The organism is Marinomonas sp. ABL3_031 (assembly GCF_056161265.1).
In genome coordinates, this window is the sequence record NZ_JBSWYU010000005.1 from 146,032 (window position 1) to 170,208 (window position 24,177).

25 protein-coding genes are annotated in these 24,177 nt (G+C 43.9%); 15 read left to right on the plus strand and 10 right to left on the minus strand.

What is annotated here, in order from left to right:
* Positions 1-9 precede the first annotated feature (9 nt).
* Genes rnc through acpS form a run of 4 tightly spaced genes read left to right on the plus strand, consistent with a single transcriptional unit; the run spans position 10 to position 2,783 of the window.
* Positions 10-693, plus strand: coding sequence for a ribonuclease III (gene rnc / locus ACXAH2_RS07970; protein WP_475077709.1), 684 nt, complete (start codon positions 10-12; stop codon positions 691-693).
* The gene (gene era / locus ACXAH2_RS07975; protein ID WP_475077710.1) at positions 686-1,588 is read left to right on the plus strand and encodes a GTPase Era; all 903 of its coding nucleotides are present in this window, start codon (positions 686-688) and stop codon (positions 1,586-1,588) included. Before rnc ends, era begins: the two co-directional genes overlap by 8 nt.
* A 5-nt stretch (positions 1,589-1,593) precedes the next feature.
* The gene (gene recO / locus ACXAH2_RS07980) at positions 1,594-2,355 is read left to right on the plus strand and encodes a DNA repair protein RecO (RefSeq protein WP_475077712.1); all 762 of its coding nucleotides are present in this window, start codon (positions 1,594-1,596) and stop codon (positions 2,353-2,355) included.
* 41 nt (positions 2,356-2,396) lie between these two features.
* Positions 2,397-2,783, plus strand: a complete 387-nt coding sequence (acpS, locus tag ACXAH2_RS07985; protein WP_475077713.1) for a holo-ACP synthase — start codon at positions 2,397-2,399, stop codon at positions 2,781-2,783.
* Here acpS and ACXAH2_RS07990 read toward each other — a convergent pair.
* Positions 2,761-5,538 carry an ATP-binding protein gene (locus ACXAH2_RS07990; RefSeq protein ID WP_475077714.1) on the minus strand — a complete coding sequence of 926 codons (2,778 nt, stop codon included), beginning with the start codon at positions 5,536-5,538 and terminating at the stop codon, positions 2,761-2,763. The genes acpS and ACXAH2_RS07990 overlap by 23 nt on opposite strands.
* Before the next feature lie 27 nt (positions 5,539-5,565).
* A complete protein-coding gene (locus ACXAH2_RS07995) occupies positions 5,566-5,784 on the minus strand; it encodes a hypothetical protein (protein WP_475077716.1) in 219 nt (72 codons plus the stop codon).
* 262 nt (positions 5,785-6,046) lie between these two features.
* Between ACXAH2_RS07995 and cysM the strand changes: the two genes are divergently transcribed.
* The 9 genes from cysM to ACXAH2_RS08040 all read left to right on the plus strand — a co-directional run bounded on the left by cysM (position 6,047) and on the right by ACXAH2_RS08040 (position 17,315).
* Complete coding sequence (gene cysM / locus ACXAH2_RS08000) at positions 6,047-6,937, plus strand: cysteine synthase CysM (protein ID WP_475077717.1); 891 nt, start codon at positions 6,047-6,049, stop codon at positions 6,935-6,937.
* Positions 6,938-6,970: 33 nt separating this feature from the next.
* Positions 6,971-8,329 (plus strand): 23S rRNA (uracil(1939)-C(5))-methyltransferase RlmD, encoded by a 1,359-nt coding sequence (gene rlmD / locus ACXAH2_RS08005; RefSeq protein ID WP_475077718.1) that lies wholly within the window; start codon positions 6,971-6,973, stop codon positions 8,327-8,329.
* A 16-nt stretch (positions 8,330-8,345) separates the two neighbouring features.
* Complete coding sequence (gene relA / locus ACXAH2_RS08010; RefSeq protein WP_475077719.1) at positions 8,346-10,595, plus strand: GTP diphosphokinase; 2,250 nt, start codon at positions 8,346-8,348, stop codon at positions 10,593-10,595.
* The gene (mazG, locus tag ACXAH2_RS08015; RefSeq protein WP_475077720.1) at positions 10,592-11,398 is read left to right on the plus strand and encodes a nucleoside triphosphate pyrophosphohydrolase; all 807 of its coding nucleotides are present in this window, start codon (positions 10,592-10,594) and stop codon (positions 11,396-11,398) included. The genes relA and mazG overlap by 4 nt, the downstream gene beginning before the upstream one ends.
* Positions 11,399-11,461: 63 nt before the next feature.
* On the plus strand, positions 11,462-14,092 hold the full coding sequence (gene ppc, locus ACXAH2_RS08020) for a phosphoenolpyruvate carboxylase (RefSeq protein ID WP_475077722.1): 2,631 nt from the start codon (positions 11,462-11,464) through the stop codon (positions 14,090-14,092).
* A 230-nt stretch (positions 14,093-14,322) separates the two neighbouring features.
* Positions 14,323-14,979 (plus strand): adenylate kinase, encoded by a 657-nt coding sequence (gene adk / locus ACXAH2_RS08025; RefSeq protein WP_475077723.1) that lies wholly within the window; start codon positions 14,323-14,325, stop codon positions 14,977-14,979.
* A 7-nt stretch (positions 14,980-14,986) separates the two neighbouring features.
* The gene (gene tsaB, locus ACXAH2_RS08030; RefSeq protein WP_475077724.1) at positions 14,987-15,694 is read left to right on the plus strand and encodes a tRNA (adenosine(37)-N6)-threonylcarbamoyltransferase complex dimerization subunit type 1 TsaB; all 708 of its coding nucleotides are present in this window, start codon (positions 14,987-14,989) and stop codon (positions 15,692-15,694) included.
* Positions 15,695-15,698: 4 nt separating this feature from the next.
* Positions 15,699-16,499 (plus strand): undecaprenyl-diphosphate phosphatase, encoded by an 801-nt coding sequence (locus ACXAH2_RS08035; RefSeq protein ID WP_475077725.1) that lies wholly within the window; start codon positions 15,699-15,701, stop codon positions 16,497-16,499.
* 27 nt (positions 16,500-16,526) lie between these two features.
* Positions 16,527-17,315, plus strand: a complete 789-nt coding sequence (locus ACXAH2_RS08040; RefSeq protein ID WP_475077727.1) for a class I SAM-dependent methyltransferase — start codon at positions 16,527-16,529, stop codon at positions 17,313-17,315.
* Positions 17,316-17,334: 19 nt separating this feature from the next.
* On the opposite strand, the gene ACXAH2_RS08045 is transcribed toward ACXAH2_RS08040, so the two are convergent.
* Entirely contained in the window at positions 17,335-17,547 is a 213-nt protein-coding gene (locus tag ACXAH2_RS08045) for a SlyX family protein (protein ID WP_475077728.1), read from the minus strand.
* A gap of 289 nt (positions 17,548-17,836) precedes the next feature.
* Between ACXAH2_RS08045 and ACXAH2_RS08050 the strand changes: the two genes are divergently transcribed.
* Both ACXAH2_RS08050 and tpx read left to right on the plus strand, forming a co-directional pair.
* Positions 17,837-18,289: a cold-shock protein gene (locus ACXAH2_RS08050; RefSeq protein ID WP_475077729.1), complete on the plus strand. Its 453-nt coding sequence runs from the start codon at positions 17,837-17,839 to the stop codon at positions 18,287-18,289.
* A 30-nt stretch (positions 18,290-18,319) separates the two neighbouring features.
* A complete protein-coding gene (tpx, locus tag ACXAH2_RS08055; RefSeq protein ID WP_475077730.1) occupies positions 18,320-18,817 on the plus strand; it encodes a thiol peroxidase in 498 nt (165 codons plus the stop codon).
* A 128-nt stretch (positions 18,818-18,945) separates the two neighbouring features.
* Here the strand turns inward: tpx and panD are convergent, their stop codons facing one another.
* The 7 genes from panD to dapC form a co-directional block, all read right to left on the minus strand.
* Positions 18,946-19,326, minus strand: a complete 381-nt coding sequence (gene panD / locus ACXAH2_RS08060; protein WP_475077731.1) for an aspartate 1-decarboxylase — start codon at positions 19,324-19,326, stop codon at positions 18,946-18,948.
* A 54-nt stretch (positions 19,327-19,380) separates the two neighbouring features.
* Complete coding sequence (locus tag ACXAH2_RS08065) at positions 19,381-19,755, minus strand: hypothetical protein (RefSeq protein WP_475077732.1); 375 nt, start codon at positions 19,753-19,755, stop codon at positions 19,381-19,383.
* The gene (locus ACXAH2_RS08070) at positions 19,745-20,026 is read right to left on the minus strand and encodes a hypothetical protein (protein WP_475077733.1); all 282 of its coding nucleotides are present in this window, start codon (positions 20,024-20,026) and stop codon (positions 19,745-19,747) included. Before ACXAH2_RS08070 ends, ACXAH2_RS08065 begins: the two co-directional genes overlap by 11 nt.
* A gap of 26 nt (positions 20,027-20,052) precedes the next feature.
* On the minus strand, positions 20,053-21,198 hold the full coding sequence (dapE, locus tag ACXAH2_RS08075) for a succinyl-diaminopimelate desuccinylase (protein ID WP_475077734.1): 1,146 nt from the start codon (positions 21,196-21,198) through the stop codon (positions 20,053-20,055).
* 273 nt (positions 21,199-21,471) lie between these two features.
* Positions 21,472-21,816 carry an ArsC family reductase gene (locus ACXAH2_RS08080; protein WP_475077735.1) on the minus strand — a complete coding sequence of 115 codons (345 nt, stop codon included), beginning with the start codon at positions 21,814-21,816 and terminating at the stop codon, positions 21,472-21,474.
* A 78-nt stretch (positions 21,817-21,894) separates the two neighbouring features.
* Entirely contained in the window at positions 21,895-22,932 is a 1,038-nt protein-coding gene (gene dapD, locus ACXAH2_RS08085; RefSeq protein WP_475077737.1) for a 2,3,4,5-tetrahydropyridine-2,6-dicarboxylate N-succinyltransferase, read from the minus strand.
* A gap of 51 nt (positions 22,933-22,983) precedes the next feature.
* Positions 22,984-24,171 carry a succinyldiaminopimelate transaminase gene (dapC, locus tag ACXAH2_RS08090; protein ID WP_475077739.1) on the minus strand — a complete coding sequence of 396 codons (1,188 nt, stop codon included), beginning with the start codon at positions 24,169-24,171 and terminating at the stop codon, positions 22,984-22,986.
* Between the last annotated feature and the right edge of the window lie 6 nt (positions 24,172-24,177).

Sequence of the window (24,177 nt, forward strand, 5' to 3'; positions counted from 1 at the left end):
GGAGACATTTTGAGTTCACTTTATCAGAAGTTGTGTCGGCGAATTGGTTACTATTTTGCTGACCTTGGGTTGCTTGAACTGGCGCTGACGCACCGTAGTTATGGCGGTAAGAATAATGAGCGTTTAGAGTTCTTGGGTGATTCAATTCTCAATTATGTGATTGCGGAAGACTTGTTTCATCGTTTTCCAAAAGCCAAGGAAGGGGAATTAAGTCGTCTGCGTGCGTCATTGGTTAAGGGTGATACCTTGGCGGAATTGGCGCGCGAGTTTCAGTTAGGTGATTACCTTAAGTTGGGGGCAGGCGAATTGAAAAGTGGCGGCTTTCGCCGTGATTCTATCTTGGCTGACAGCGTTGAGGGCATTATTGGAGCTATGTACTTGGATGCCGGCATGGACGTTTGTCGTCAACATATTTTGGAGTGGTACAAAGAGCGTTTGAACGCAACCTCTCTGAAAGTGGTGACGAAAGACGCCAAAACCCGTTTGCAAGAGTATCTGCAAGCGCGTAAGCATGCTTTGCCTCAGTACGATGTGGTTGATATTGTGGGAGAACCTCACGATCAGACTTTCCATGTCCATTGCCATATTGAATTGTGCAGTGAAGCCATAAAAGGCAGTGGTAACAGTCGTCGCATTGCGGAACAAAATGCGGCTGCTAAAGCGCTAGAAAAATTGGAACAAACGAATGTCTGACGTCGAAGTAACTCATTGCGGTTACATTGCCATTGTGGGTCGTCCTAATGTGGGGAAATCCACTTTGTTGAATCACATTCTAGGACAAAAATTGTCCATTACTTCTCGTAAGCCACAAACCACACGAGATCAAATATTGGGTGTGAAAACCGAAGGTCATGTACAGGCGATTTATGTGGATACACCCGGACTGCATTTGGGTGAAACCAAAGCCATTAACCGCATGATGAACCGTACTGCCGCCGCCGCTCTAAAAGACGTGGATTTGGTATTGTTTGTGGTGGATGCCGATCGCTGGACTGAAGAAGACGAATCCGTATTGCAAAAGGTGAAGCACGCCTCTTGTCCTGTGATCTTAGTGGTAAACAAGGTGGATCAGCTTGAGCAGAAAGAAGAACTGTTGCCCCGTTTGGCCAACTTCTCTGAGCGCATGAATTTTGCGCAAATTGTGCCTATCTCTGCTTTACGTAATAAGAATTTAGATCGTCTTGAGCGTCTGGTTGAAAGCTACATGCCTGAAGGTATGCAGTATTACCCTGAAGATCAAATAACGAACCGCAGTTCACGTTTTCTAGCGGCAGAAATTGTGCGTGAGAAAATCACTCGTCAGTTGGGGCAAGAAGTGCCTTACGAAGTGGCCGTGCAAATTGAAGAATTTGTTTACGAAGAATCGGCTATTCATATTAGCGCCTTGATCTTGGTGGAACGTAATGGCCAGAAACGCATCATCATTGGTGATCGTGGTGAGAAAATTAAACTGATTGGTAAAGAAGCTCGCATCGATATGGAAGACTTGTTCCAGCATAAAGTGATGCTGAATTTGTGGATTAAAGTGCGTTCTGGCTGGTCTGACGATGAGCGTGCGTTGGCCAGTTTGGGCTATCAGGAAGACTGATTCTGATGCGCGCCAATGCGTATGTGATTCATACCCGACCCTTTCAGGATAACAAGGTTCTGGTAGATTGTTTGACGCAAGAACAGGGTTTGATGCGAGGTGTCTGGCGCTTACCGAAGAAAGAGGCTCGGGTCTTACCTGGGCCTTTTTTGTGTTACGAAATGGAATATTCGGGACGTACTGACCTTAAGACTATTAAGAGTTTAGAATCTTTGTCTGCTCCTAAGACATTACAAGGGTTGAGTTTATACGCTGCCTTGTATGTTCATGAATTACTGACCAAATTATTGCCCAGTAATCTTCCATTGAGTGATGTCTACCACCTTTATCAATGGTTGATTGATAGCTTACACTCAGGTGCGCCGGCAGCACCCATATTAAGACGCTTTGAGGTGGGTTTGTTTGCAGAATTAGGGGCTGGTATTAATATGGCGTCCACAGGGCGTGGCGAGTCAGTTCAAGCTCAGCAAATGTATCAATTTGATGCTCAGTTTGGTTTGCGCCCATATTACGGTGATCAGCTAAAGCAAGCGCCGTTGTTATTTGTTGAGGGACAATTGGCACTGAATTATGATGCCGGATTGTGGCGAGATAAACAGGTGTTAAGTCTCGCTAAGGTCTTGCACCGTTACTGGTTGGATGACTTGCTGCATGGTAAACCTATTAGTGCCAGGGATTTGCTACCAAACAGTGACTACCAAGGCGAACGTTTAATGGGGGTTCCTGTGTTTCGTCTTGTTCCTCAAGAGAATCCTTCGCAAGGTTAATGGTGAGAAGACAAATTAATTAGGGTAAAGAGGCAAGTAAATTGATTATTGGTGTGGGTACGGATTTAGTGGAAATTGCGCGCATAGCAAACTCGATTGAGCGCTTGGGTGAGCGCTTTGTGGAGCGTATTTTAACTCCGCAAGAAAAGCAGCGCTGGCAAGCGATTGCGCATCCAGACCAAGCCAATGCTTATGTTGCTAAACGCTTTGCGGCCAAAGAAGCCGCCGTCAAGGCTTTGGGAACAGGAATAGGGGCAGGAGTGAGTTTTCAGCACTTTAATGTGATCAATTTACCGTCTGGTCAACCTTGTTTAGAAGTGGATGACAGCATTGCAGCACGCTTTGATCAAGGGGTTCACTGGCATCTTAGCCTGACGGACGAGATCGCTTATGCGCAAGCATTTGTTATTCTTGAGGCCAGCGGATAAGTTCACGATGGTTGAGAAGGTCATCAATGGCTTGCAGGAAGTCTTCCGCAACGCCAGCAGCGTCTTCCATGCCCAACTCCTTTAAATGCGTTTCTAAAAAGCCGGCTTGTCGTGCAATATTAATGGTGCCTGTGTATTTGGAAGCACCGTGAATACGGTGTACCACCTCAATGAGTTTCTCGGAGTCCTGATTTTCTAGATGGTGTAAGACAAGTTTCTTTTCACTCTCTAACGAATCCGCCAACATGGTAAACATTTCTTTGGCGATTTCTGTCTTGCCATTGACGATATCGAGTGCCTTTTGTACGTCAAAAATATTTTCTAAGGTAGCGTCTATTTGTTGTTGGAAGGTTTCCGTATTGGAACACCAATCATCTATGGTTCTGAACAGTACGTCTTCATCGATCGGCTTGGTTAGATAGGCGTTCATGCCACTGGCGAGAATTTGTTGCTGCTCCGAGCCCAAAGCATGAGCCGTCAAAGCAATAATAGGGGTGTTTTCATAGCCTTTTAATTGACGTAATTGACGAGTGGTTTCCATGCCATCCATCTCAGGCATTTGAATGTCCATAAAGATCAGATCAAAGGCGTTGTCAGTGGCTATTTTTAAGGCTTGTTGACCACTGTAGGCTAGGCTTACCTGAATACCATGAGGTTGTAGCCAGTGACTGAGTAATTGTAGATTAATGGGGGCATCGTCTACGGCAAGAATTCGCAAGCCTTGACGTGGAGAGTCGATCTCCTCTAGCGGACTTACATCTTCTAATTGAATCACAGATTGGTTTATGTTTGACAAGGCTTTATAGAGACGATCGTGACTAATGGGTTTCAGTAAAATTTCACTGCATAAGTCTTTCAATTCTGAATGTTGGGCAATGCTTCTTGGGGGTTGGATCAAGAGTATACTGGGGATGGCGTAATGCTTCGCTGCATAACGAATCAATTCTTGTGCTTCTTCCACATTGTCTTCATCCGCCCCTAAGCTGATAAGCAACCCATCCGTCTGCTTAGCTTTATCTTGTAGTGCGGAAATCATTTGTTCTATGTCGCTACAGCGAATACTTTTGACGCCAATGCTTTGCAAGTAGCTGGATAAATGGGCGCGATAGGTGTTACTGGGTTCCAAAAGAATAATATGACAATCCAATGGGTCTTTTTGATCCATTAAATTAGGTGAGGCCTGTAGTTTGAGTGTAAAGCGAAATGTGGAGCCAATACTGGGGTCGCTGCTCACTTCTATCTTACCTTGCATTTGCTCCACTAGTTTTTTACTGATGACTAAGCCTAGTCCGGTGCCTCCAAATTGGCGTGTTGTGCTGGTATCTACTTGTGAAAATGGTTTAAACAGGCGATCTATTTTGTGTTCTGGGATGCCGATGCCAGTATCAATGATTTGGAACGACAGGGCGAGCTTATTGTCAGCTTGTGTCTGGCATGAGACTTTTGTCTTGACCGATCCCTGATGAGTGAATTTAATGGCATTACCAATTAAATTGGTCAGTATTTGGCGAACGCGTGTACTGTCACCAATAATCCATTCTGGGACTTGCGTATCGTATTCTGTCACCAAATCAATCTGTTTTTCTTTTGTTAACAAGTTGATGCTAAGTGTTTGATAAACATCGTCAATCAGTGCTCGGAGGTTAAAGTGGTTGCTCTCTAAACTGAGTTTACCCGCCTCTATTTTAGAGAAGTCTAAAATATCGCCAATGATCGCCAACAGACTGTTAGTAGATTGTTCTATGGTATCCACATAGAGTTTGTGCTGTGAGTCTTTGACGCCTTTTTGTAAGGTTTTTGTGTAGCCTAGAATAGCATTTAATGGCGTTCGAACTTCGTGGCTGATGTTAGCCAAAAATTGTGATTTGAGGCGATTGGATTCCATTGCCTCACGATTGGCGATGTGAAGCTGAGCGCTTTTTTCTTCCATGCTGTCCATACTGCGGCGCAAGTCTTCTGTTGCTTGCTCAATGCCGAGATTCAAGTCACTGCGATGTTGTTCTAACCGCTCTGTGAGCATCAGTATATCTCGTTGTAAGCCTTGGTATTCTGTTGGTAGTCGCATGAGTTTGGCAGAAGAGAATTGTTCTTTAGTGAGCTTATTTAAGGCGTCTTCAAGTTTGCGAATGGGTTGTGAGAGATTTTTAGTTATACGAAGAGTAATCAAGCCTGATACTAAATTGAAGAGAAACCATACGATTAGAATTAAGCTGGCATATTGGTATTTTTCAATGCTAACAACCGCTGTGTCTGCTTGGATTTTTACCCAGCCAATGAGATTTTTTTGATTGATAGGACTGAACAAGTCGGCTTGTGGGTTAAATGCACCGTCTAATGCATTATTACTGTAATGAATCGCGCCGATTGACAATAAATGATTGGGATAATTAAGCAGCTCGTTATTGGTTGGAAATGGTGATCTTTCAATCGCGAATTCCGTGCCTAGCTCGGCAATGATTTTTTGTTCACTGTTATAAAGTTGAATGCTGCTTACGTATTGGTTACTTAAAGCATTTTGCAAAATACGATACATCATATTCTGATCTGAGAAGACGATAGCATATTCGCTGGTGGCGGCAACTTGTTCGGTAATATGGCTGGTGCGTTGATAAAGATTGTTGTCTAGGTCTTGAAAACGAGTAGATACTAAAAAAACACAAGACAAAATAGAGATAATAAAAACAGGCGCAAACAGGGACAAAAATAACTTGCTACTGTGATTCAGGCGTAGGCGAGGTAAGCGAATATTTATCATGGCATCCTATGTTAATATTAGCATTGTCTAATAACAGGCAAAGTTATCTTGCTTTTCTCGTTGTTGGCATTCTACTTCATAGTTTTGGCAAATTGTTTGTTGATTTTTAGAAGAATTATAAATGCATTCACGCCATTGAGTACGAAGTTCTTGATTAGAAAGTTGCTGAAAGCTGTCTTGTTGAATATCACAAGCACTGAGAAGAACAGCCAAAAATACTAGAATAATGGAGTATCTGTTGATCATGGCTACAGCCTTTCAATATAGAAACTAAGTTTATAACGCTTTCTTATTGTACTCTTACTGTTAAGTGTTCTTAAATAGGCGTATTGAGTGGAAGCTTTTATGTATTTCAGATTGATTTTGTAATTCGCTTGGCGGCCAATTCAAAATGTCGGTCTAATAAAGCACACTAGTATGTGCGCTAAACACAGAGACCCAATCCAAGTAACAAGAGCACCTTTGTTAGTGTCATTCTGTCCGTTATTAATGTCAACGAAGTTTTATTATGATTGAGTATTCAACAATTGAATCTTTAATTGGGCAAACCCCGTTAGTTCGCCTGCAGAGAATCAACCCAAATCCAAGTAACACCATTTTATTAAAATTGGAAGGACAAAACCCAGCCGGTTCAGTAAAGGATCGTCCCGCCTTAAACATGATATTGCAGGCTGAGCAACGTGGTGATATTCAACCTGGAGACAGTTTAATTGAAGCAACCAGTGGCAATACCGGCATAGCGTTGGCGATGGCGGCCGCCATCAAAGGTTATAAAATGCATCTTATTATGCCGGATAATATGAGCCAAGAGCGTAAGTCTGCCATGGCGGCTTACGGTGCTATTTTGCATCTTGTTAGCAAAGCTGAAGGTATGGAAAGAGCTCGTGATCTAGCGCAAGAGATGCAGGCCCAAGGCATAGGTAAAGTGTTAAACCAATTTGCTAATCCTGATAACCCTAATGCGCATTATGTGTCAACTGGACCCGAAATTTGGCAGCAGACCCAAGGTACAGTAACGCACTTTGTTAGTTCAATGGGTACCACTGGAACCATCATGGGGGTGTCGCAATATTTAAAAGAGCAAAACCCTGAGGTGCAGATTATTGGCTTGCAACCACAAGATGGCGCCAGCATTCCGGGCATTCGACGTTGGCCGCAAGAATACTTGCCAGCCATATTTGATGGTTCTCGAGTGGATCAGGTAATGGATGTCTCTCAACAAGATGCGGAGCAAACCATGCGTCGTTTAGCCAAAGAAGAGGGCATCTTCTGTGGCGTTTCCTCTGGTGGTTCTGTTGCCATGGCCATGAAGTTATCGGAAACCCTTAACAATGCGGTTATTGTCGCCATAGTGTGTGACCGCGGAGATCGCTACCTGTCTACGGGTGTATTCGATTAACTGTGTTATTGATCTAATTTGAGATGGGGTAAAATGTTTGCATTGCCCATCTCATTGTCAACGAAAGAGTCTATCTTGAGAAGAAGAAATGCCAACCAGCGCCGCCCAAAACGCTCTTCATTAGGGCCATTGCAAACTTATTGTATTGACGGCTTAACCCATGAAGCCAAAGGCGTGGCCCGTCTTGATGGTAAAGTTACCTTTATAGATGGTGCTTTGCCGGGCGAAACAGTAACGGCTCAGGTTAACAAGTTGGGGCGCCGTTTTGATGAGGCCATCCTGCGAGAAGTTATTACCTCTAGTGAGCAAAGAGTTGAGCCTATTTGTGCGCACTATACTCAGTGTGGCGGTTGCAGTTTTCAGCATCTTGAAGGCACTGCACAACGTCAAGCTAAGCATCAATGGTTGGCAGGACAACTGCGTAACCTCTGTTTGGCAGAAGACATTGAAGCCCTGTACGCGGAAGACACAGGTTACCGACGTCGAGCACGAGTTTCTATACAGAATAAAACTCGCAATTTAGTGATGGGATTTCGTGGTAAATCCTCTAACCAAGTGATCGACATCAAAACCTGTCAGGTATTAACGCCTACACTACAGCAAGTGTTTCAGTCGCTAAAAAATATGTTGGCTGAGACTGGTGTTTTTATTGTACTTGGCCATGTCGAATTATTGTCAGACGACAAGGGAGTATCGGTTGTATTGCGTCTAGTTGACGTGCTGTCTCCTGAGCAGCGACAACAATGTGAGAATTGGGCTGCACAGCAACAGCTGAATTTGTATTGGCAAGCACCAAATGAGAGCAAAGCCAAGGTGTCTGCCGAGCAGATGCGCTATTATGAATTGTCAGGCTTGCGTTTGTTTTATCATCCACAAGACTTTATTCAAGTGAATGACAAGATGAATCAAAAAATGGTAGGGCAAGCCATATCTTGGTTGGCGCCGACACAAGAAGATGTGGTGTTGGATTTGTTTTGTGGGGTGGGCAATTTTTCTTTGCCATTAGCACAACGGGCTGGCAAGGTGATAGGTGTTGAATTACTGGAAAGTATGGTGGACTCAGCACGACACAATGCAGATTATAATGCACTAGGGAATGTGTCTTTTTTGTCTGCGGATTTAACGCAAGCGCCACCTCGAGCTTTACAGCATGAGAAAATTACCAAAGTACTCTTGGATCCCCCTCGCGCTGGCGCGTTTGAGTTCTTAGATACCATGATTAAAATGGCTCCTAAGCAAATTTTGTATGTTTCTTGCAACGCTTCTACATTAGCAAGAGATGCGGAGTATCTGGTGGCAAATGGATATCAAGTAATAAAAACAGGTTTAATGGATATGTTCCCGCAGACTTCTCATGTGGAAACCATGATGCTGTTGCAAAGCAAGAAGTAACAAAAAGGGCGGATAAATGGTAACAGTAAGAAAAGACCATCCAGTGTTAGAGGATGGCAGTGTTGATATCGACGCTTGGATGGCGGGTTTTGCCGAGTTAATTGATGACAGTGCGCGTGTCCCCTTACGTATGGCTTGTGAACTGTCGCGCCAAGCCGAACTTCAGTGTGCCCGACCTTCATATTGGGGGCCGCAGGCCAGTACTTTCCGAGCTGGTTTGGAAATGGTCGAAATTTTATCTGGTTTTCGTGCTGATCAGGACTCCTTGGTTGCCGCGGCATTGTATCGAGCCGTTCGCGAAGATCAGCTGCCGTTAACTCGTGTTGTGGATATGTTTGGCCGTAAGGTTGCCTCCTTAGTAGAAGGTGTTATTCGCATGGGGGAAGTGTCCAAGAATCTTACTGCAGATAGCGCCGCTGAAGTACTGGGCAGTAATGAAAATCAGCTTGAATCCTTGCGCAAAATGCTGGTGTCCATCATTGACGACGTACGAGTCGTGCTGATTAAACTGGCTGAGCGAGCTTGTGCTATCAAAGAAGCTAAGTATCAAGATGAAGATCGTCGTGTTGCTGTTGCTCTTGAAGTGCAAAGTGTTTATGCGCCATTGGCTCATCGCTTAGGCATTGGCCACATCAAGTGGGAATTGGAAGATCTCTCTTTTCGTTATTTGTACCCAACCGAATATAAGCGCATCGCTAAATGGTTGGATGAAAAACGCCTTGATCGTCAACAGTATATAGATGATGTGATTAACTTACTTGATCAACGTTTAAAGGGTATTAACATTCATGCTGACTTAATGGGACGTGCTAAACACATTTACAGTATCTGGCGCAAAATGAAGCGTAAAAACATTGGCTTTGATGAAGTCTATGATGTGCGCGCTGTGCGTATTTTGGTTGATGAGCCAATGGAATGTTACGGCGTCTTAGGTATTGTTCATAACTTGTGGAAGCCCATTCCTCAAGAGTTTGATGATTATATCAGTAATCCTAAATCCAATGGCTATCAGTCTCTTCACACAGCCGTAGTTGGGCCGCAAGGTCGAGCATTGGAAATTCAGATTCGTACGCACAAAATGCACGAAGATGCAGAATTGGGGGTGTGTGCTCACTGGAAATATAAGGGGACGGATTTAAGTTCTAACAGCAGCAGTTACGAAGAAAAGTTGCAGTGGCTCAGAACCATATTAGACTTCCATGAAGTACAGGGGGATTTGGAATCCTTATCTGAACAAGTGCGCAGTGATATTGAACAAGATCGAATTTATGTGTTCACTCCGGATGGCCATGTCGTGGATTTACCAATCAATGCCACACCAGTAGATTTCGCCTATCGTGTGCACACAGAAATTGGCCACCGTTGCCGTGGCGCTAAAGTTAACGGCAAGATCATTTCACTGGTAACCCATCTTAAAACCGGTGATAAGATCGAAATCTTAACCACCAAAGAGGGTGGTCCGAGCCGTGATTGGTTACACCCAACATTGGGATACGTACAGACCAATCGAGCACGCGCCAAAATTCAGAGCTGGTTTAGAAAAGAAGATCGTGAGAAGAATCTGGAAGCGGGTAGGGCTTTGTTGGACAAACAGTTGAAGCGATTGGGCATTGAAGAGAGTCGTATTGACCTTGCCACTGTCGCTTCTCGTTTTAACTTCTCACACGCTGACGAAGTGTATGTGGCCTTAGGGGCTGGCGATATCCAGCTAGCCCGTGTGCTTAGAGTGATCGATGAATTTTTTACTGTGGATGGTGAAGCGGCAAGTACGCGTCCAATTCGTTTGAAAAAGAGTCGTCACAAATCTTCAGACGATGACATTCATATTCTAGGGGTTGGTAAACTACTGACACAAATGGCTAAATGCTGTACGCCCATTCCTGGCGACGACATTACTGGGTATATTACTCAGGGGCGTGGTGTATCGGTTCACCGTCAAGATTGCATCAATATTATTCAGCTTGGCATGGATGAGCCAGAACGTATTATTGATGTAAGTTGGGGGGAGCGAGTTGACAATCAATATCCTGTTAACATTCAAGTGGAAGCCTATGATCGCACGGGGTTATTAAATGATATTACGGGCTTGTTGGCGAATGAGAAGGTCAATTTATTGTCAATGAATACCTTGTCTGCCAAGGAAAATCATACTGCGAACATCCGCTTTACAATCGAAGTAGGAGAGTTGAGTGTGTTGAGTAAATTACTGCATCGTATCAATCAGTTACCCAATGTATTAAATGTGTTTAGAGAGAAAGACGCGTGAGCGAAGCCATCCAAGGTTTAGAGTATTTAATGGCGTGTTTGCGCGACAAAGAATTTGGTTGCAGCTGGGACAAAAAGCAAACCTATCAGAGCATAGCGCCTTATACGTTAGAAGAAGCTTATGAGGTCATTGATGCAATAGAAAGGGCAGATTTTGAGCATCTAAAAGACGAGCTTGGGGATTTATTATTCCAAGTGATCTTTTACTCTCAAATTGCTAAGGAAGAAGGGCGTTTCAACTTTGATGATGTGGTCGATGCCATAGTGAGCAAAATGTTGCGCCGTCACCCACATATCTTTCCCGATGGAGATTTACAGCGGTTCGGTGAACCATGCCATTTATCTGAGGAAGAAATGTCTGCACAATGGCAAAACATCAAAGCACAAGAAAAAGCGCAGCAACCGCCACGGGGCATTTTGGATGATGTGCCAGTGTCCATGCCAGGCATGATGCAAGCGGTGAAACTTCAGCAAAAAGCCGCAAAGTTTGGCTTTGACTGGCCCGATATTCAGCCTGTATTTGCTAAAATTCATGAAGAATTGGCTGAATTGGAAGAAGCCATTGTGGCTGGTGAGCAAGATCATGTAACGTCAGAGATGGGCGATGTCTTGTTTGCTGTCACCAATTTAGCGCGTCATTTACAGGTTTCTCCAGACATTGCCTTGCAGAAAACCAATAGTAAATTTCGACGCCGCTTTGCTAGAATCGAGACTTTGTTAGCAGCAGAACAAAGAAAGCTAACAGATTGTTCGTTAGAAGAATTAGACCGTTATTGGGAACAAGCTAAAAGCGAAGGTTTATAGCTTTGTAACACAATAAATAATAACGCGACTCAATAAATGTGTACGGTACTTTAGGAGGTTTAGGTGAGTGATCGTCAGGCGTCATTGCGTGAGAATGTTAGATTGCTGGGGGATTGTCTCGGTGAAAGCATGAGTAATCACTTAGGAGAAGACTTCCTCGAAAACGTAGAAAAAATTCGTTTACTTTCTAAGGATGGTCGTCAGTCAGGAGATTCAGCTGCTCTTATTGAAGCCCTAGAAGCGCTGGATGATAAAGAAATTGTTCCCGTTGCTCGCGCCTTTAATCAGTTTTTAAACCTTTCCAACATTGCTGAACAATATCATCGTGTTCATCGTCGTCGTACCAATGAAAGTTTGGGGGTTTACCATAACCCAGTGGGCGATCTGTTAAGTCGTTTGGCAGAGCAAAAATACAGCCCTGAGCAAATGATCAAAGCATTGCAAGATCAGTCTATTGAACTGGTGTTAACCGCGCATCCAACAGAAGTGGTGCGACGTTCTTTGATTCGCAAATACGATAATATTTCCAGTGAACTGGAAGCCCTCGATAAAGACAATATTCTGCCGTTGGAAGAAACTAAGCATATACGTCGCCTCAAAGAGATTATCACGCAAGCTTGGCATACGGATGAGATTCGCGAAGAGCGTCCAACGCCGGTGGATGAGGCTAAGTGGGGTTTTGCTGTTATTGAACAATCCTTATGGCAAGCTGTGCCCCGTTTTTTCCGTCAGTTGGATGAACAATTTAGTCAATACTCTGATCAAGAGCATTTGCCATTGGACTTAGCGCCTATTCGTTTCGCGACCTGGATGGGGGGAGACCGTGATGGCAACCCGAATGTAACCCATAAAGTAACCAAGGAAGTGGCTTTATTGGCTCGTTGGATGGCGGCCGATTTATACATCAAAGATTTAAATCTGTTGCGTTCAGAGTTTTCTATGGTTCAGTGTAATGATGCATTGCGTCAGCGTGTTGGAGACAGTGCTCAGCCTTATCGTGAAGTGTTGCGTCACCTAGAAACCAAAATGCGCGCCACCAAGAATTGGGCCAAAGCCAGTTTGGATGGTAACCCTGTGCCAGAGCATGACATTTTTCTCAATAGTGAAGAGCTGATTAGTGATTTGGTGTTGTGTTATCAATCCTTATTAGACTGTGGCATGAAGGTGATCGCTAACGGATCACTACTGGATTTGATTCGTTGTGCCGCTACCTTTGGTATGACGCTGGTGCGTTTAGATGTGCGTCAAGATTCTGCTCGTCACATTGACACTTTGTCTGCCATTACGCGCTTTTATGGGCTGGGTGATTATGCTGAGTGGGACGAAGCATCTCGTCAAGCCTTCTTATTGGCAGAGTTGAATTCGAAACGCCCATTGTTACCATTGGACTGGTCACCGACAGATGAGGTTAAAGAAGTGCTGGATACCTTTGCCATGATAGCGCAAGGAGAGAAAAGCTCTTTTGGGTCCTATGTTATTTCCATGGCCAGTGCGCCTTCCGATGTACTGGCCGTTGCGCTCATGTTGAAAGAATCTGGTGTCAGCTTTCCTATGCGTATTGTGCCTTTGTTTGAAACCTTAGCGGACTTGGACAATGCTGAGCCAATTATAGAACAACTTTTCTCTATGCCTTGGTATAAGTCTTATATCAATGGTCATCAGGAAGTCATGATAGGTTATTCTGATTCGGCCAAAGATGCGGGTCAGATTGCCGCGACTTGGGGTCAATATCGTGCTCAGGAAGCCTTAACACGCTTATGTCAGAAACATGGTATTCACCTGACGTTATTCCATGGTCGTGGTGGCACGGTGGGGCGTGGTGGTGGTCCTGCTCACGTGGCTATCTTGTCGCAGCCGCCTGGTTCCGTAAACGGAGCGATTCGTGTTACCGAGCAGGGCGAGATGATTCGCTTCAAATTTGGTATTCCAGATATCGCTGTGCGCTCCTTGGAGCTTTATTGTTCTGCTGTGATGGAAGCGACTTTATTACCAGCCGAAGCGCCAAAAGAAGAATGGCGCGCGATTATGGATGAAATGGCGGAAGTGGGCATGAATCAGTATCGTTCTATTGTGCGTGGTCATGAAGACTTTGTACCTTACTTTCGTGCTACAACGCCAGAGCAGGAGTTGGCGAAGTTGCCATTAGGTTCTCGACCAGCGCGTCGACGTTTGGATGGTGGAGTAGAAAGCCTGAGAGCCATTCCATGGATTTTCGCCTGGATGCAGATTCGTTTAATGCTACCAGCTTGGTTGGGAGCGGAGAGTGCAATAGAACAAGCCATGGAATCTGGTAACCTAGATAAAATACGAGAAATGCACGCCAAATGGCCTTTCTTTGGTGCTTATCTTGATATGTTAGACATGGTGTTGGCAAAAGCGGAACCGGAAATTGCTGAATATTATGAAAAACGTTTGGTGCCTGATGAATTGCAGGGGCTAGGTCGATTATTACGTGGAAAATTGCATCAGGTCAGTGAGCTGGTGAAAATGCTTAAGCAGCAAGAGCGTTTAATTGAGGACAACAAAACCATTCGTCAATCAATCGATGTGCGTAACCCTTACATTGACCCTTTGCACTATCTGCAAGCAGAGCTTTTATACCGTAGTCGACGTGACCCAGAAAATGCTCAGGTGAACAAAGCCTTGATGATTACCATGGCAGGTATTGCCAGCGGTATGCAAAATACGGGCTAATGAATCAAATAATTTAATAAATAGTGAGTATGAGAAAGAAAATGGCAAAAAATGGCAGGTAAATTTGCATAATGAAGGGCTGCTTAGTTATGCTTGGCGGCCATTCAATTTTTAAGTATGCAATTGGTTTGCCTGTACACTCTGTTTTGCGCACCTTTTTAGGAGCGTCTAGTTGGTATTGTGTCAGTCATCCTTGCGAATCAGTTAACGTTTCTTTTGGAGACTTTATTATGCGAGTAATACTATTAGGTGCACCTGGTGCCGGTAAAGGTACGCAAGCCCAGTTTATTACCGAAGAGTTCGGCATTCCACAAATTTCAACAGGCGATATGTTGCGAGCAGCGGTAAAAGCTGGCACCGAATTAGGTTTGAAAGCGAAAGCCGTAATGGATGCTGGTCAGCTCGTGTCCGATGACATTATAATCGGCTTAGTCAAAGAGCGTCTAACTCAAGACGATTGTGTGAAAGGCGCTTTGTTTGATGGCTTTCCACGTACCATTCCACAAGCCGATGCCCTAAAAGAAGCTGGCGTTAAGATTGATTACGTTGTTGAAATCGATGTCGCCGACGAAGAAATTGTTCAGCGTATGAGCGGTCGTCGTGTTCATGAAGCGTCTGGTCGTAGTTACCATCTTGTTTATAATCCACCAAAAGTGGCTGGCAAAGATGATGTTACGGGAGAAGATTTAATCCAACGTGCTGACGATACCGAAGCAACGGTTCGTAAACGCCTAGGTGTCTACCACGAACAAACAGCCCCTCTGATTGGTTACTACCAAGACTGGCAAAAAGCTGACAGCACTACGGCGCCAACATTTGTCAAAGTGAATGGTGTAGGTGACCTAAACGAAATCAAACAAAACTTGTTATCTTCTTTGCAGGCTTAATGATTCAATGACCGTCATTCTTGCGATAGATACGTCAACGCCAGCTTGTTCTGTGGCGTTGAATATTGATGGTGTGGTGCTGGAAGATTTTCGTATGGCGCCACGCCAGCATAATGATCTGATTTTGCCAATGGTAGAGCAGATTCTACAGCAGGCAAAATTAACCTTAGCGGATTTAGACGCCATTGCTTTTGGTCGTGGACCTGGTTCTTTTACAGGGCTCCGAATTAGTGCAGGTGTTGTGCAAGGGCTTGCTTTTGGTGCCGATTTGCCTGTGGTGCCAGTGTCTACATTAGAAGCCTTGGCATTAGAGGGGTTTCAAAAATCAGGTCAGCACAAATGGTTGGCTGCGCTGGATGCTCGTATGGGTGAGATTTACATGGCGGGCTACCAGCTGGACAAAAATGCACAGGGTTATCAGATTGAGTGCTTGCAAGCAGAGCAAGTCATCAATCCTGAGCAGTTACTGTCATTTTCTTATGAATACAATGGGGTGGGTTCTGGCTGGTGTTATGCCGAGCAACTTGCTGCTTTATTGCCGTCTGCTCCTCAATTCGTGTTTGATGAGTTCGCACCGCGAGCAGCTTGTATTGCTGAGCTGGCTGCAATCAAATTCGAAAAAGGGGAAACGGTATCGGCTTATGAGGCGATTCCGACTTATCTAAGGGATGAGATTAGCTGGGAAAAACAGTCTCCTCGAATAGGAAAACGGTAATTTTATGTTATGGTACCAGATTGTTTTTTTGGCTTTGATTCAGGGGTTAACTGAATTTCTCCCTATTTCCAGCTCGGCGCATCTTATCCTACCTGCGCAACTGCTTAATTGGCCTGATCAAGGTTTGGCATTTGACGTGGCGGTGCATGTCGGTACTCTGATTGCTATTGTATGGTATTTTCGACAAGATCTGTGGAAGATTATTTGCGCTTGGTGTCGTTCGGTTACCGGCAAAGGAGCTTGTGGCGAAAGTCGCTTAGCCTGGTGGATTGTGCTGGCTACCATTCCTGCTTGTGTGGCTGGTGTGTTGTTCGAGAACATTATAGAAACCTATTTGCGCTCTATCGAAGTGATTGCTTATACCACGATAGGCTTCGGTGTGTTGTTATGGTTGTCTGATCGTTATGGTCGACACCTTAAAACAGAGCAAGATTTTACTTGGCGTAGTGTGTTATTGATTGGTATTGCTCAAGCTTTGGCATTGATTCCTGGAACCTCTCGTTCAGGGATTACCATGACGGCCGCACGTAGTTTGGGGTTTACGCGACAAACTGCCGCAAGATTTTCTTTTTTACTGTCAATACCATTAATTGTCGCAGCAGGTGGCTTGAAGCTGATTGAGCTTTTGTCCTCTCATATGAGTGTGGATTGGACCAGTATTACCTCTGGTGTAGTGCTATCTGCCATAAGTGCCTATTTGTGTATTTATTTGTTTTTGAAGTGGTTGAATACCATTGGTTTTTTTCCTTTTTTCCTCTATCGATTGGTATTAGGCTTAGCTCTTTTACTGGTAGTTTATGCATAAAGACTATTTACGATAGGGCATTCATCTATGGCGCATTCGATTGCAGTGGCAACAGATGAGTTGGTTTATGTGGATGAAACAAAGGCTTTATCCACAAGCTTGTTGTTGCCTTTTTATGTGCTGAAAACACCACTTAAATTTGTCACCGACTATGATTACCTATTGTTAAAAAACAGTCAGGGCCTAGCCATTGCTAAAACAGGTAAGGGTGCACCCAAGCCTGTAATGGTGGATTTTACTGCTGGCGCAGTAGATCATAGACGTCGCTTCGGCGGAGGCAAAGGGCAGGATATTGCTAAAGCCGTGGGGCTCAATAAGCGCAATGAATTATCGGTTTTAGATGCTACAGCTGGCCTTGGAAGAGACGCTTTCGTTCTGGCGACCCTAGGTTGCCAAGTGAGTTTATGCGAACGAGTGGGCTTTGTAAGGCATTTGTTGGCAGATGGTCTTTATCGTGCCAGCATGCATGCCGAAGTCTTTGAGATAGTGTCGCGACTATCAATACTAGGGAACCACATCAGCGAGATAGACGAGCAAGTTCAGTTTGATGTGGTGTTTCTTGATCCAATGTATCCTCATACTGATAAGTCTTCCGCCGCCGCAAAAAAAGAAATGGCTTTCTTTCGTGATTTGGTAGGCAAAGACGAAGACGCCGATGAATTATTAGTTGAGGCAAAGCAAAGGGCTGCCTATCGTGTGGTGGTGAAACGCCCAAAAGGGGCGCCTTTTTTAAATCAAGAAGAGCCGACTTATCAGCTTGAGGGGAAATCTGGTCGTTTTGATGTTTACGTGATCAAATCCCTAGATCACAATTAATTTTCGCTCAGTGTTTGCCTTAATAATGTGGTGGTCTTTCTGAGTCATTAATGGATTGTTGCTGACGATAAGATTCCAGTTGTTTTGCGAATAGGTTTAATTGCTCTTTTAGCAACATGATGTCTTTTTGTTGTTGCACCAAAGCATGATTTAAACTGTCGATAGTATCTTCTTGAAACTGCAGTTTGATTTCCAATTCTTCGATACGTTGATTGACTTGTGAGGTATTCATTGATGCCTTCTGTGTGTTAATCTTAAGTTTGAGCTAAGCTCATATTTTTTCAGCGATTCTTAAAAAAACAACATGACTTATGTTGCGGTCATATATTCGGTAAGAATGGCGTGAAAATTGCCTATTAATTAAGTGCGGATATTTTACTCTTATCTTAATTGGCTTCACATGGCATTTATGAAAGAGTTTGGTAAAAATATCTATTTATTCAATTTTACTAACACGGAATCGGCGTTCTTTGCCGATTTGGCATCACAATACTATTTAATGAGATAAGAGATATATTGTTATGAACAATCAAGATAATTATTCCAATGGCGCATCAAGTGCCGGTTTTTTTTCATTACGCGCGTTTATTGTTAGCATCATCATCGCACTGATTGTGCCACTATTAATTGCAGGGGTTCTAAAACAAGAGGTTGCAACCAATTACCTAATATACTTCGGTTTTATTTTGTTTTCTGTTTATTTAGGTACCATGGTTAGCCAAGCACGTTTCTCAGCATCTTCTAGTCAACTTGATGACGATGATGACAGGGAGCAAGGTACTGTAAAATGGTTCAATTCTTCTAAAGGATTTGGTTTTCTTACCATGGAAAATGGTGACGATGTATTTGTCCATTATCGTGCTATTCGAGGACGTGGTCGTCGTTTCTTGGTGGAAGGTCAGCTGGTGCGCTTTTATGTCACTGAAGGTGAGAAGGGTAAGCAGGCTGAAAACGTTTCTATTGTTCGCGGTTAATTTCTGTTTTTATTAAGAGGCTATATAAAAATGGCGCAAGTTACATTAAAAGGTAATCCTTTCAATACAGTAGGTGAATTGCCTGCTGTTGGTTCGCAAGCACCTGATTTTGAGTTGGTTAAAATGGATTTGTCAGTAAGCAGCTTGGCTGATTACCAAGGTTCAAAATTGGTATTAAATATTTTTCCTTCGATTGATACGCCTACTTGCGCAACGTCTGTGCGCAAATTTAATGAGTCTGCAGCGGCTCTGAAAGGTGTGAATGTGGTTTGCGTATCTGCAGATTTGCCTTTTGCTACAGCTCGCTTTTGTGGTGCGGAAGGCATTGATAATGTAGATACTGGCTCGAGTTTCCGTTCTAGTTTTGGTGATGATTATGGCTTGACTTTTGCCGATGGTCCACTGGCTGGTTTGCTGTCACGTTCTGTTGTAGTGGTGGATGAGTCAGGTAAGATCATTTATTCTGAGCAGGTAACTGAAACGGCTGATGAGCCAAACTACGATGCGGCTCTAGCCGTTCTTTCTTAACTAGCAGTGTTGTCTTAAAAAAGTAACTAGCTTAAAAGCGATTACCTAAAAATACTAGCTTAAAAAAATCCCGCATGACCTAGGTGACGCGGGATTTTTTGTGCTCATTGCTAATAGCGAAACAGTAATTAATTTTTTTGCACCGGAATGGTATTGGTGGAACGTTCTACACTGTTATCTTTATTTAAATACACCAACTTAGGTTTATATGCATCGGCTTCTTGTTCTTCAAATTGACCGTAAGCTGCGATGATAACGCGATCCCCAACTTGCACACGCCGCGCCGCCGCGCCATTCATGGAAATAGTGCCGGAGCCTGCTTCCGCTAGAATCACATATGTATGGAAGCGTTCGCCATTGTCAACGTTGTAGATATCAATCTTTTCAAATTCGCGTAAACCAGCGAGTTTAACTAAGTCTTCATCAATAGCACAGGAACCATCATACCAAAGCTCGGCTTGGGTCACGCTCGCCATGTGCAGTTTGCCTTTTAAAAGTGTTACTTGCATTACAATTTCTCTACTCTTATTTTGTCTGCCACTGAGATCGGAATGGGCAGTGTTTTATTTCCAAATGAAAGGTCCTTCACTTTGGTCATTAATGCGCCACCATTGATCAGGATCTTGTATGTCTTCTTCTTGCCATCCTTGATAATTGCAGCGAACTTCACATTGTAGGGCTGCAAAAGCTTGTTTTGCACAAGCCATATCGTCTTCCCATGGGGTTTGGTCAGAATCAAACCAAACGGATGTGAAGCGTTTTCCAGCAGCTTCTTCCAGTATGGTGACGTCAATTTCTTGCTGTTGATATTGTACTTTTAACTTAGTACAGACTTTGCTTAGAGTGGTCTTATTGATTAATGTGAATTCTTTTTTAAGCCACTCAATAATGTTTTCTAGTGGACAGGAAAGCACATAGATTTCGATGTCAGTTTGCATCGTCTTCGTCTCTTTTTTGTATCATATGATAGATTCGTAGGACGCTCATCGACAGGTATCCTACTAAGGTCCAGATAACACCGCAAGCAGCTAAAATTAAGCCTGCAAAGGCGATGACTTCCTGCGCAAAAGAATCTTTCAAAACGCGATCAGCGACCATCAGCATGAGCGAGCCAAACACAAACAATAAGCCGCCCTGAATCATTTTAATCAGGGCCCGTCTTGGATTTTTGCCAAGTTTGATGGCTAGACGGTGAATCTTATCTCTCATGCTGTTTACTATGCCAATGATGAAAATTAGGTGTTCTTTATAAACAAATTTTCTAAAATGCGATGATAAATATTACTCAGTTGATCTAAACTATTGGCATCAACGCATTCATTAATTTGGTGTATGGTGGCGTTGACAGGGCCAAGCTCAACCACTTGTGTCCCCATTTTGGCAATGAAACGTCCATCAGAAGTACCGCCAGATGTGGATAATTCAGGAATGATACCTACTTTTTCCTCGACGGCATCGACAATAGCGTCCACCAATTCCCCTGGCCTGGTCAAAAATGGTAGGCCATTATATGTCCAATCAATGTCATACTCTAATTGATGTTTGTCTAGGATAGCGATCACGCGCTCTTTGAGTGTGTCGAAGTCCAATTCAGAAGAGAAGCGGAAATTGAATTGTGCTTTTAGGTCGCCTGGTACCACATTGGTTGCGCCGGTTCCAGAGTGAATATTCGATACTTGAAAGCTGGTTGGCGGGAAGAAGTCGTTACCATTATCCCAGTGGGTGCTTGCCAGTTCTGCTAGTGCAGGCGTCGCTAAGTGAATTGGATTAACCGCTAGATGAGGATAGGCAACATGACCCTGTTTACCATAAACCGTTAAGTCTCCGCTGAAGGAGCCACGACGACCATTTTTAATAATATCACCTAGTTGTTTCGTACTGGAAGGTTCACCAACAATACACCAATCTACTTGTTCCTCACGAGCCATAAGGGCATCCACCACACGAGTGGTGCCGTCAACAAAGGGGCCTTCCTCGTCGCTGGTAATGAGGAAAGAAATTTGTCCTTGATGATCAGGATAGGCAGTAACAAAATTTTCTACTGCTGTGATCATAGCTGCAAGGCTTCCTTTCATATCGGCAGCACCGCGACCATAAAGTATACCGTCGATAATTTGTGGCTCAAATGGTGGTACTTTCCATTCATTCTCAGGGCCGCTTGGTACCACATCAGTATGACCTGCGAAACACAAATTTGGCCCTGAATCACCTCGCTTTGCGTAAAAGTTTTTTACCTCACCAAAAGGCATTTTTTCAATCTGGAAGTTAAGTTTTTCCAAGCGTGTAATCATCAGGTCTTGGCAGCCTGCGTCTTCAGGCGTGACAGAAGCACGTGACATTAAATCAATGGCGAGTTTTAGCGTTGGTGATAAGTCAGACATTCTTTACCTTTTCGTTGGTTTTCGCTACTTTATAAGAAACTCTGTTACTATAACAGGAGATGATTATAAAGGTGGGCATATGAAGCGAAGCGTTATTATTTTATTGAGCTTTATTACTGCTGGGTGCAATGCAATTGGGCCACCAGTCGTTCAGGAATCATACTTTGTTCCCGTTATTCGTTCTGATGTATCTACTTCAGGGTACACACCCACGGTCACGCCAATAATTCAAAAAAAAGAAGATCCGCGTCGAATATATACCCCGGTTCTACGTTAGTGAAATGCTTGAGCATATTGCTCAGCATTAAACCCTAAATACATTTCTGTTGCCGTCTCTATCAATGGACGTTTGATAATCGAAGGTTGTTGTTGAATTAATTCCACAGCCTTTTCAGCGTCCATAGTCTCTTTTGTTGTATCGTCCAGTTTGCGCCAGGTGGTACCACGTTTATTAATCACATTTTCCCAGCCGAGTTTGTCGATCCAAGTTTTTGCCTGTTCCGCCTTTACACCGACTTTTTTATAATCATGAAATTGGTAATCGATTTGGTTGTCTTCAAGCCAGCGAAAGGCTTTTTTCATTGTGTCGCAATTTTTAATGCCATAGACATTTAACATAGTGTTTTCCAATGACGTTGCATTTTAAAATGGCGCTATCCAAAACTGGAGAACGCCATGACTACTTTTTAAGGGTGATTAGTTGTGTGCGTGTAAGGCTTCGTTAAGCGCAATGGCTGTTTTGTTTGTTTTGCACTCAATAGCGCCACTTTCAGAGTTGCGACGGAACAATAGATCGGATTGACCAGAAAGCTCGCGTGCTTTCACTACAGAAACGACTTGATTGTTTTCGTCCAATAAGGTCACTTTAGAACCTGCTGTAATGTATAGACCAGATTCCACTGTACAACGTTCGCCAAGGCCTATGCCGATACCAGCATTGGCACCAATCAAGCATTGCTCGCCTACACCTATCACAATGTTACCACCGCCAGAAAGTGTGCCCATGGTGGAACAGCCGCCGCCCAAGTCAGAGCCATTACCAACGACAACGCCGGCAGAAATTCGGCCTTCTACCATGCTGGTGCCAAGTGTACCGGCATTGAAGTTAACAAACCCTTCATGCATTACAGTCGTGCCTTCACCCAAGTGAGCTCCAAGACGGATACGTGCAGCATCGCCCACACGAATGCCAGCAGGAACAACAAAATTAAGCATTTTAGGGAATTTATCGACGCTGAATACTTCAATAGTGCGGCCTTCCATGCGAGCACTTAGTTGGCGTTCTGCCAATTCACGAACGTCGATTGGGCCTTCGCTCGTCCAAGCTGTGTTAACCAATAGACCAAACATGCCGTCTAACACTGTGCCATGTGGTTGTACTAAACGGTGAGAAATCAATTGCAGTTTTAGATAAACTTCAGCTGGATTAGCGGGAGCTTCGTCTGTCGCTAATATACAAAGAATCACAGGTTGTGTAGAGGCTTTTAGGCGCGAGGCCAGTTCGGCTTGCTCAATGTTGCCTGCTTTTAATAGATTCATGTGAAGACGATTTAGGTCGCTTTCATCCAGAACTAGGGTGCTGTTGCCACTTTCATAGTTAGTGCTTTCAACGATAGCGTCTAAAGTGCTTTTTTCCGCGCCTAGGCAAGGTGCCGTATAGAAAACCTCTAGCCACTGATCTTCTTTGTTTTGTGCGCCAATGCCAAGGCCAAATGCGAAAATTGAGTTACTCATGTAATCTTCTCCAACTGAGTGTTTTATAGCGAATGTTTTATAACATAAAAGTTATCTGCGACTGAGGAAAGCTTTAATACGTTGCGCTGCTTCAGTGCATTCTGATTCTTCTGCAACCAGTGCCATACGCGCATGTTGACTTCCCGGATTGTGTTCATTGACCATACGGCCCAAATAGCTGCCAGGTAAGACCAGTACGGCTTCTTCTTGATATAGGGCAGTACAGAATGCTTCATCCGACATATTCAGCTCAGGCCAGAGGTAGAAGCCGGCTTCGGGTTTGCTCACTTTCATAACAGGTTGCAAAATGTCTAATACTGCGTCAAATTTGCGCGTATAGATCTGACGGTTTTCAATCACGTGATCTTCATCATTCCATGCTGCTATCGAGGCTATCTGATGATGAATTGGCATGGCGCAGCCTTGGTATGTGCGGTATAGCAGAAAAGGCTTCAGAATATTCGCGTCGCCGGCCACAAAACCTGAGCGCAGCCCGGGTAGATTTGAGCGCTTTGATAAAGATTGGAAAATTAAGCAATGTTGATAATCCGTGTTGCCTAATTTTTGGCAAGCTTCGAGCAAGCCCAATGGGGCTTCGTCACCAAAGTAAATTTCTGAATAACACTCGTCCGCGACAATGGTGAAGTTAAATTGCTTGGCTTTTTCGATCAGCAGGGCATAGTCCTCTAAGGTGGTCACTGTGCCACTAGGGTTGTTCGGTGAGCAGACAAACAATAGTTCGCAACGCTGCCATATCTCATCGCTGACTTGGCTGTAATCAATGCGATATTGATTGTTGGCGTCGCAAGCCAAGAAATGACGCTCAGCCCCTGCTAGAATCGCTGCGCCTTCGTAGATTTGGTAAAAAGGATTTGGGCTCACTACCAAAGGTGACGGTTTTTCTCCGATAAGTGTTTGAGCAATAGCAAACAAAGCTTCACGAGTGCCTGTAACGGGTAAGACTTGTGTCTCTGCATCTAATGTATCCAAATCAAAGCGTTTTTGAGCCCAATTACTGATTGCTGTACGCAAGTTTAGTTCGCCTTTAGTGCTTGGGTACTTACTAACGCCTTTTAAGTTTTTTTCCAAAGCTTCCAAAGCCACCTTAGGTGCAGCGTGCTGAGGTTCGCCAATGGTTAGTTTGATCAGCTTTTTATCTGGATTCGGTGTTAACCCTTCGAGCAAATCAGCAAGCTTCTGGAAGGGATAAGGATGTAAAGATTGAATGTGTGGATTCATAGTGCT

Bases quoted from the DNA above. Each gene is read 5' to 3' on its own strand.
- era (WP_475077710.1), top strand. From the start codon at position 686: ATGTCTGACGTCGAAGTAACTCATTGCGGTTACATTGCCATTGTGGGT.
- recO (WP_475077712.1), top strand. From the start codon at position 1,594: ATGCGCGCCAATGCGTATGTGATTCATACCCGACCCTTTCAGGATAAC.
- ACXAH2_RS07990 (WP_475077714.1), bottom strand. From the start codon at position 5,538: ATGATAAATATTCGCTTACCTCGCCTACGCCTGAATCACAGTAGCAAG.
- ACXAH2_RS07995 (WP_475077716.1), bottom strand. From the start codon at position 5,784: ATGATCAACAGATACTCCATTATTCTAGTATTTTTGGCTGTTCTTCTC.
- cysM (WP_475077717.1), top strand. From the start codon at position 6,047: ATGATTGAGTATTCAACAATTGAATCTTTAATTGGGCAAACCCCGTTA.
- rlmD (WP_475077718.1), top strand. From the start codon at position 6,971: ATGTTTGCATTGCCCATCTCATTGTCAACGAAAGAGTCTATCTTGAGA.
- relA (WP_475077719.1), top strand. From the start codon at position 8,346: ATGGTAACAGTAAGAAAAGACCATCCAGTGTTAGAGGATGGCAGTGTT.
- adk (WP_475077723.1), top strand. From the start codon at position 14,323: ATGCGAGTAATACTATTAGGTGCACCTGGTGCCGGTAAAGGTACGCAA.
- tsaB (WP_475077724.1), top strand. From the start codon at position 14,987: ATGACCGTCATTCTTGCGATAGATACGTCAACGCCAGCTTGTTCTGTG.
- ACXAH2_RS08035 (WP_475077725.1), top strand. From the start codon at position 15,699: ATGTTATGGTACCAGATTGTTTTTTTGGCTTTGATTCAGGGGTTAACT.
- ACXAH2_RS08040 (WP_475077727.1), top strand. From the start codon at position 16,527: ATGGCGCATTCGATTGCAGTGGCAACAGATGAGTTGGTTTATGTGGAT.
- ACXAH2_RS08045 (WP_475077728.1), bottom strand. From the start codon at position 17,547: ATGAATACCTCACAAGTCAATCAACGTATCGAAGAATTGGAAATCAAA.
- ACXAH2_RS08050 (WP_475077729.1), top strand. From the start codon at position 17,837: ATGAACAATCAAGATAATTATTCCAATGGCGCATCAAGTGCCGGTTTT.
- tpx (WP_475077730.1), top strand. From the start codon at position 18,320: ATGGCGCAAGTTACATTAAAAGGTAATCCTTTCAATACAGTAGGTGAA.
- panD (WP_475077731.1), bottom strand. From the start codon at position 19,326: ATGCAAGTAACACTTTTAAAAGGCAAACTGCACATGGCGAGCGTGACC.
- ACXAH2_RS08065 (WP_475077732.1), bottom strand. From the start codon at position 19,755: ATGCAAACTGACATCGAAATCTATGTGCTTTCCTGTCCACTAGAAAAC.
- ACXAH2_RS08070 (WP_475077733.1), bottom strand. From the start codon at position 20,026: ATGAGAGATAAGATTCACCGTCTAGCCATCAAACTTGGCAAAAATCCA.
- dapE (WP_475077734.1), bottom strand. From the start codon at position 21,198: ATGTCTGACTTATCACCAACGCTAAAACTCGCCATTGATTTAATGTCA.
- ACXAH2_RS08080 (WP_475077735.1), bottom strand. From the start codon at position 21,816: ATGTTAAATGTCTATGGCATTAAAAATTGCGACACAATGAAAAAAGCC.
- dapD (WP_475077737.1), bottom strand. From the start codon at position 22,932: ATGAGTAACTCAATTTTCGCATTTGGCCTTGGCATTGGCGCACAAAAC.
- dapC (WP_475077739.1), bottom strand. From the start codon at position 24,171: ATGAATCCACACATTCAATCTTTACATCCTTATCCCTTCCAGAAGCTT.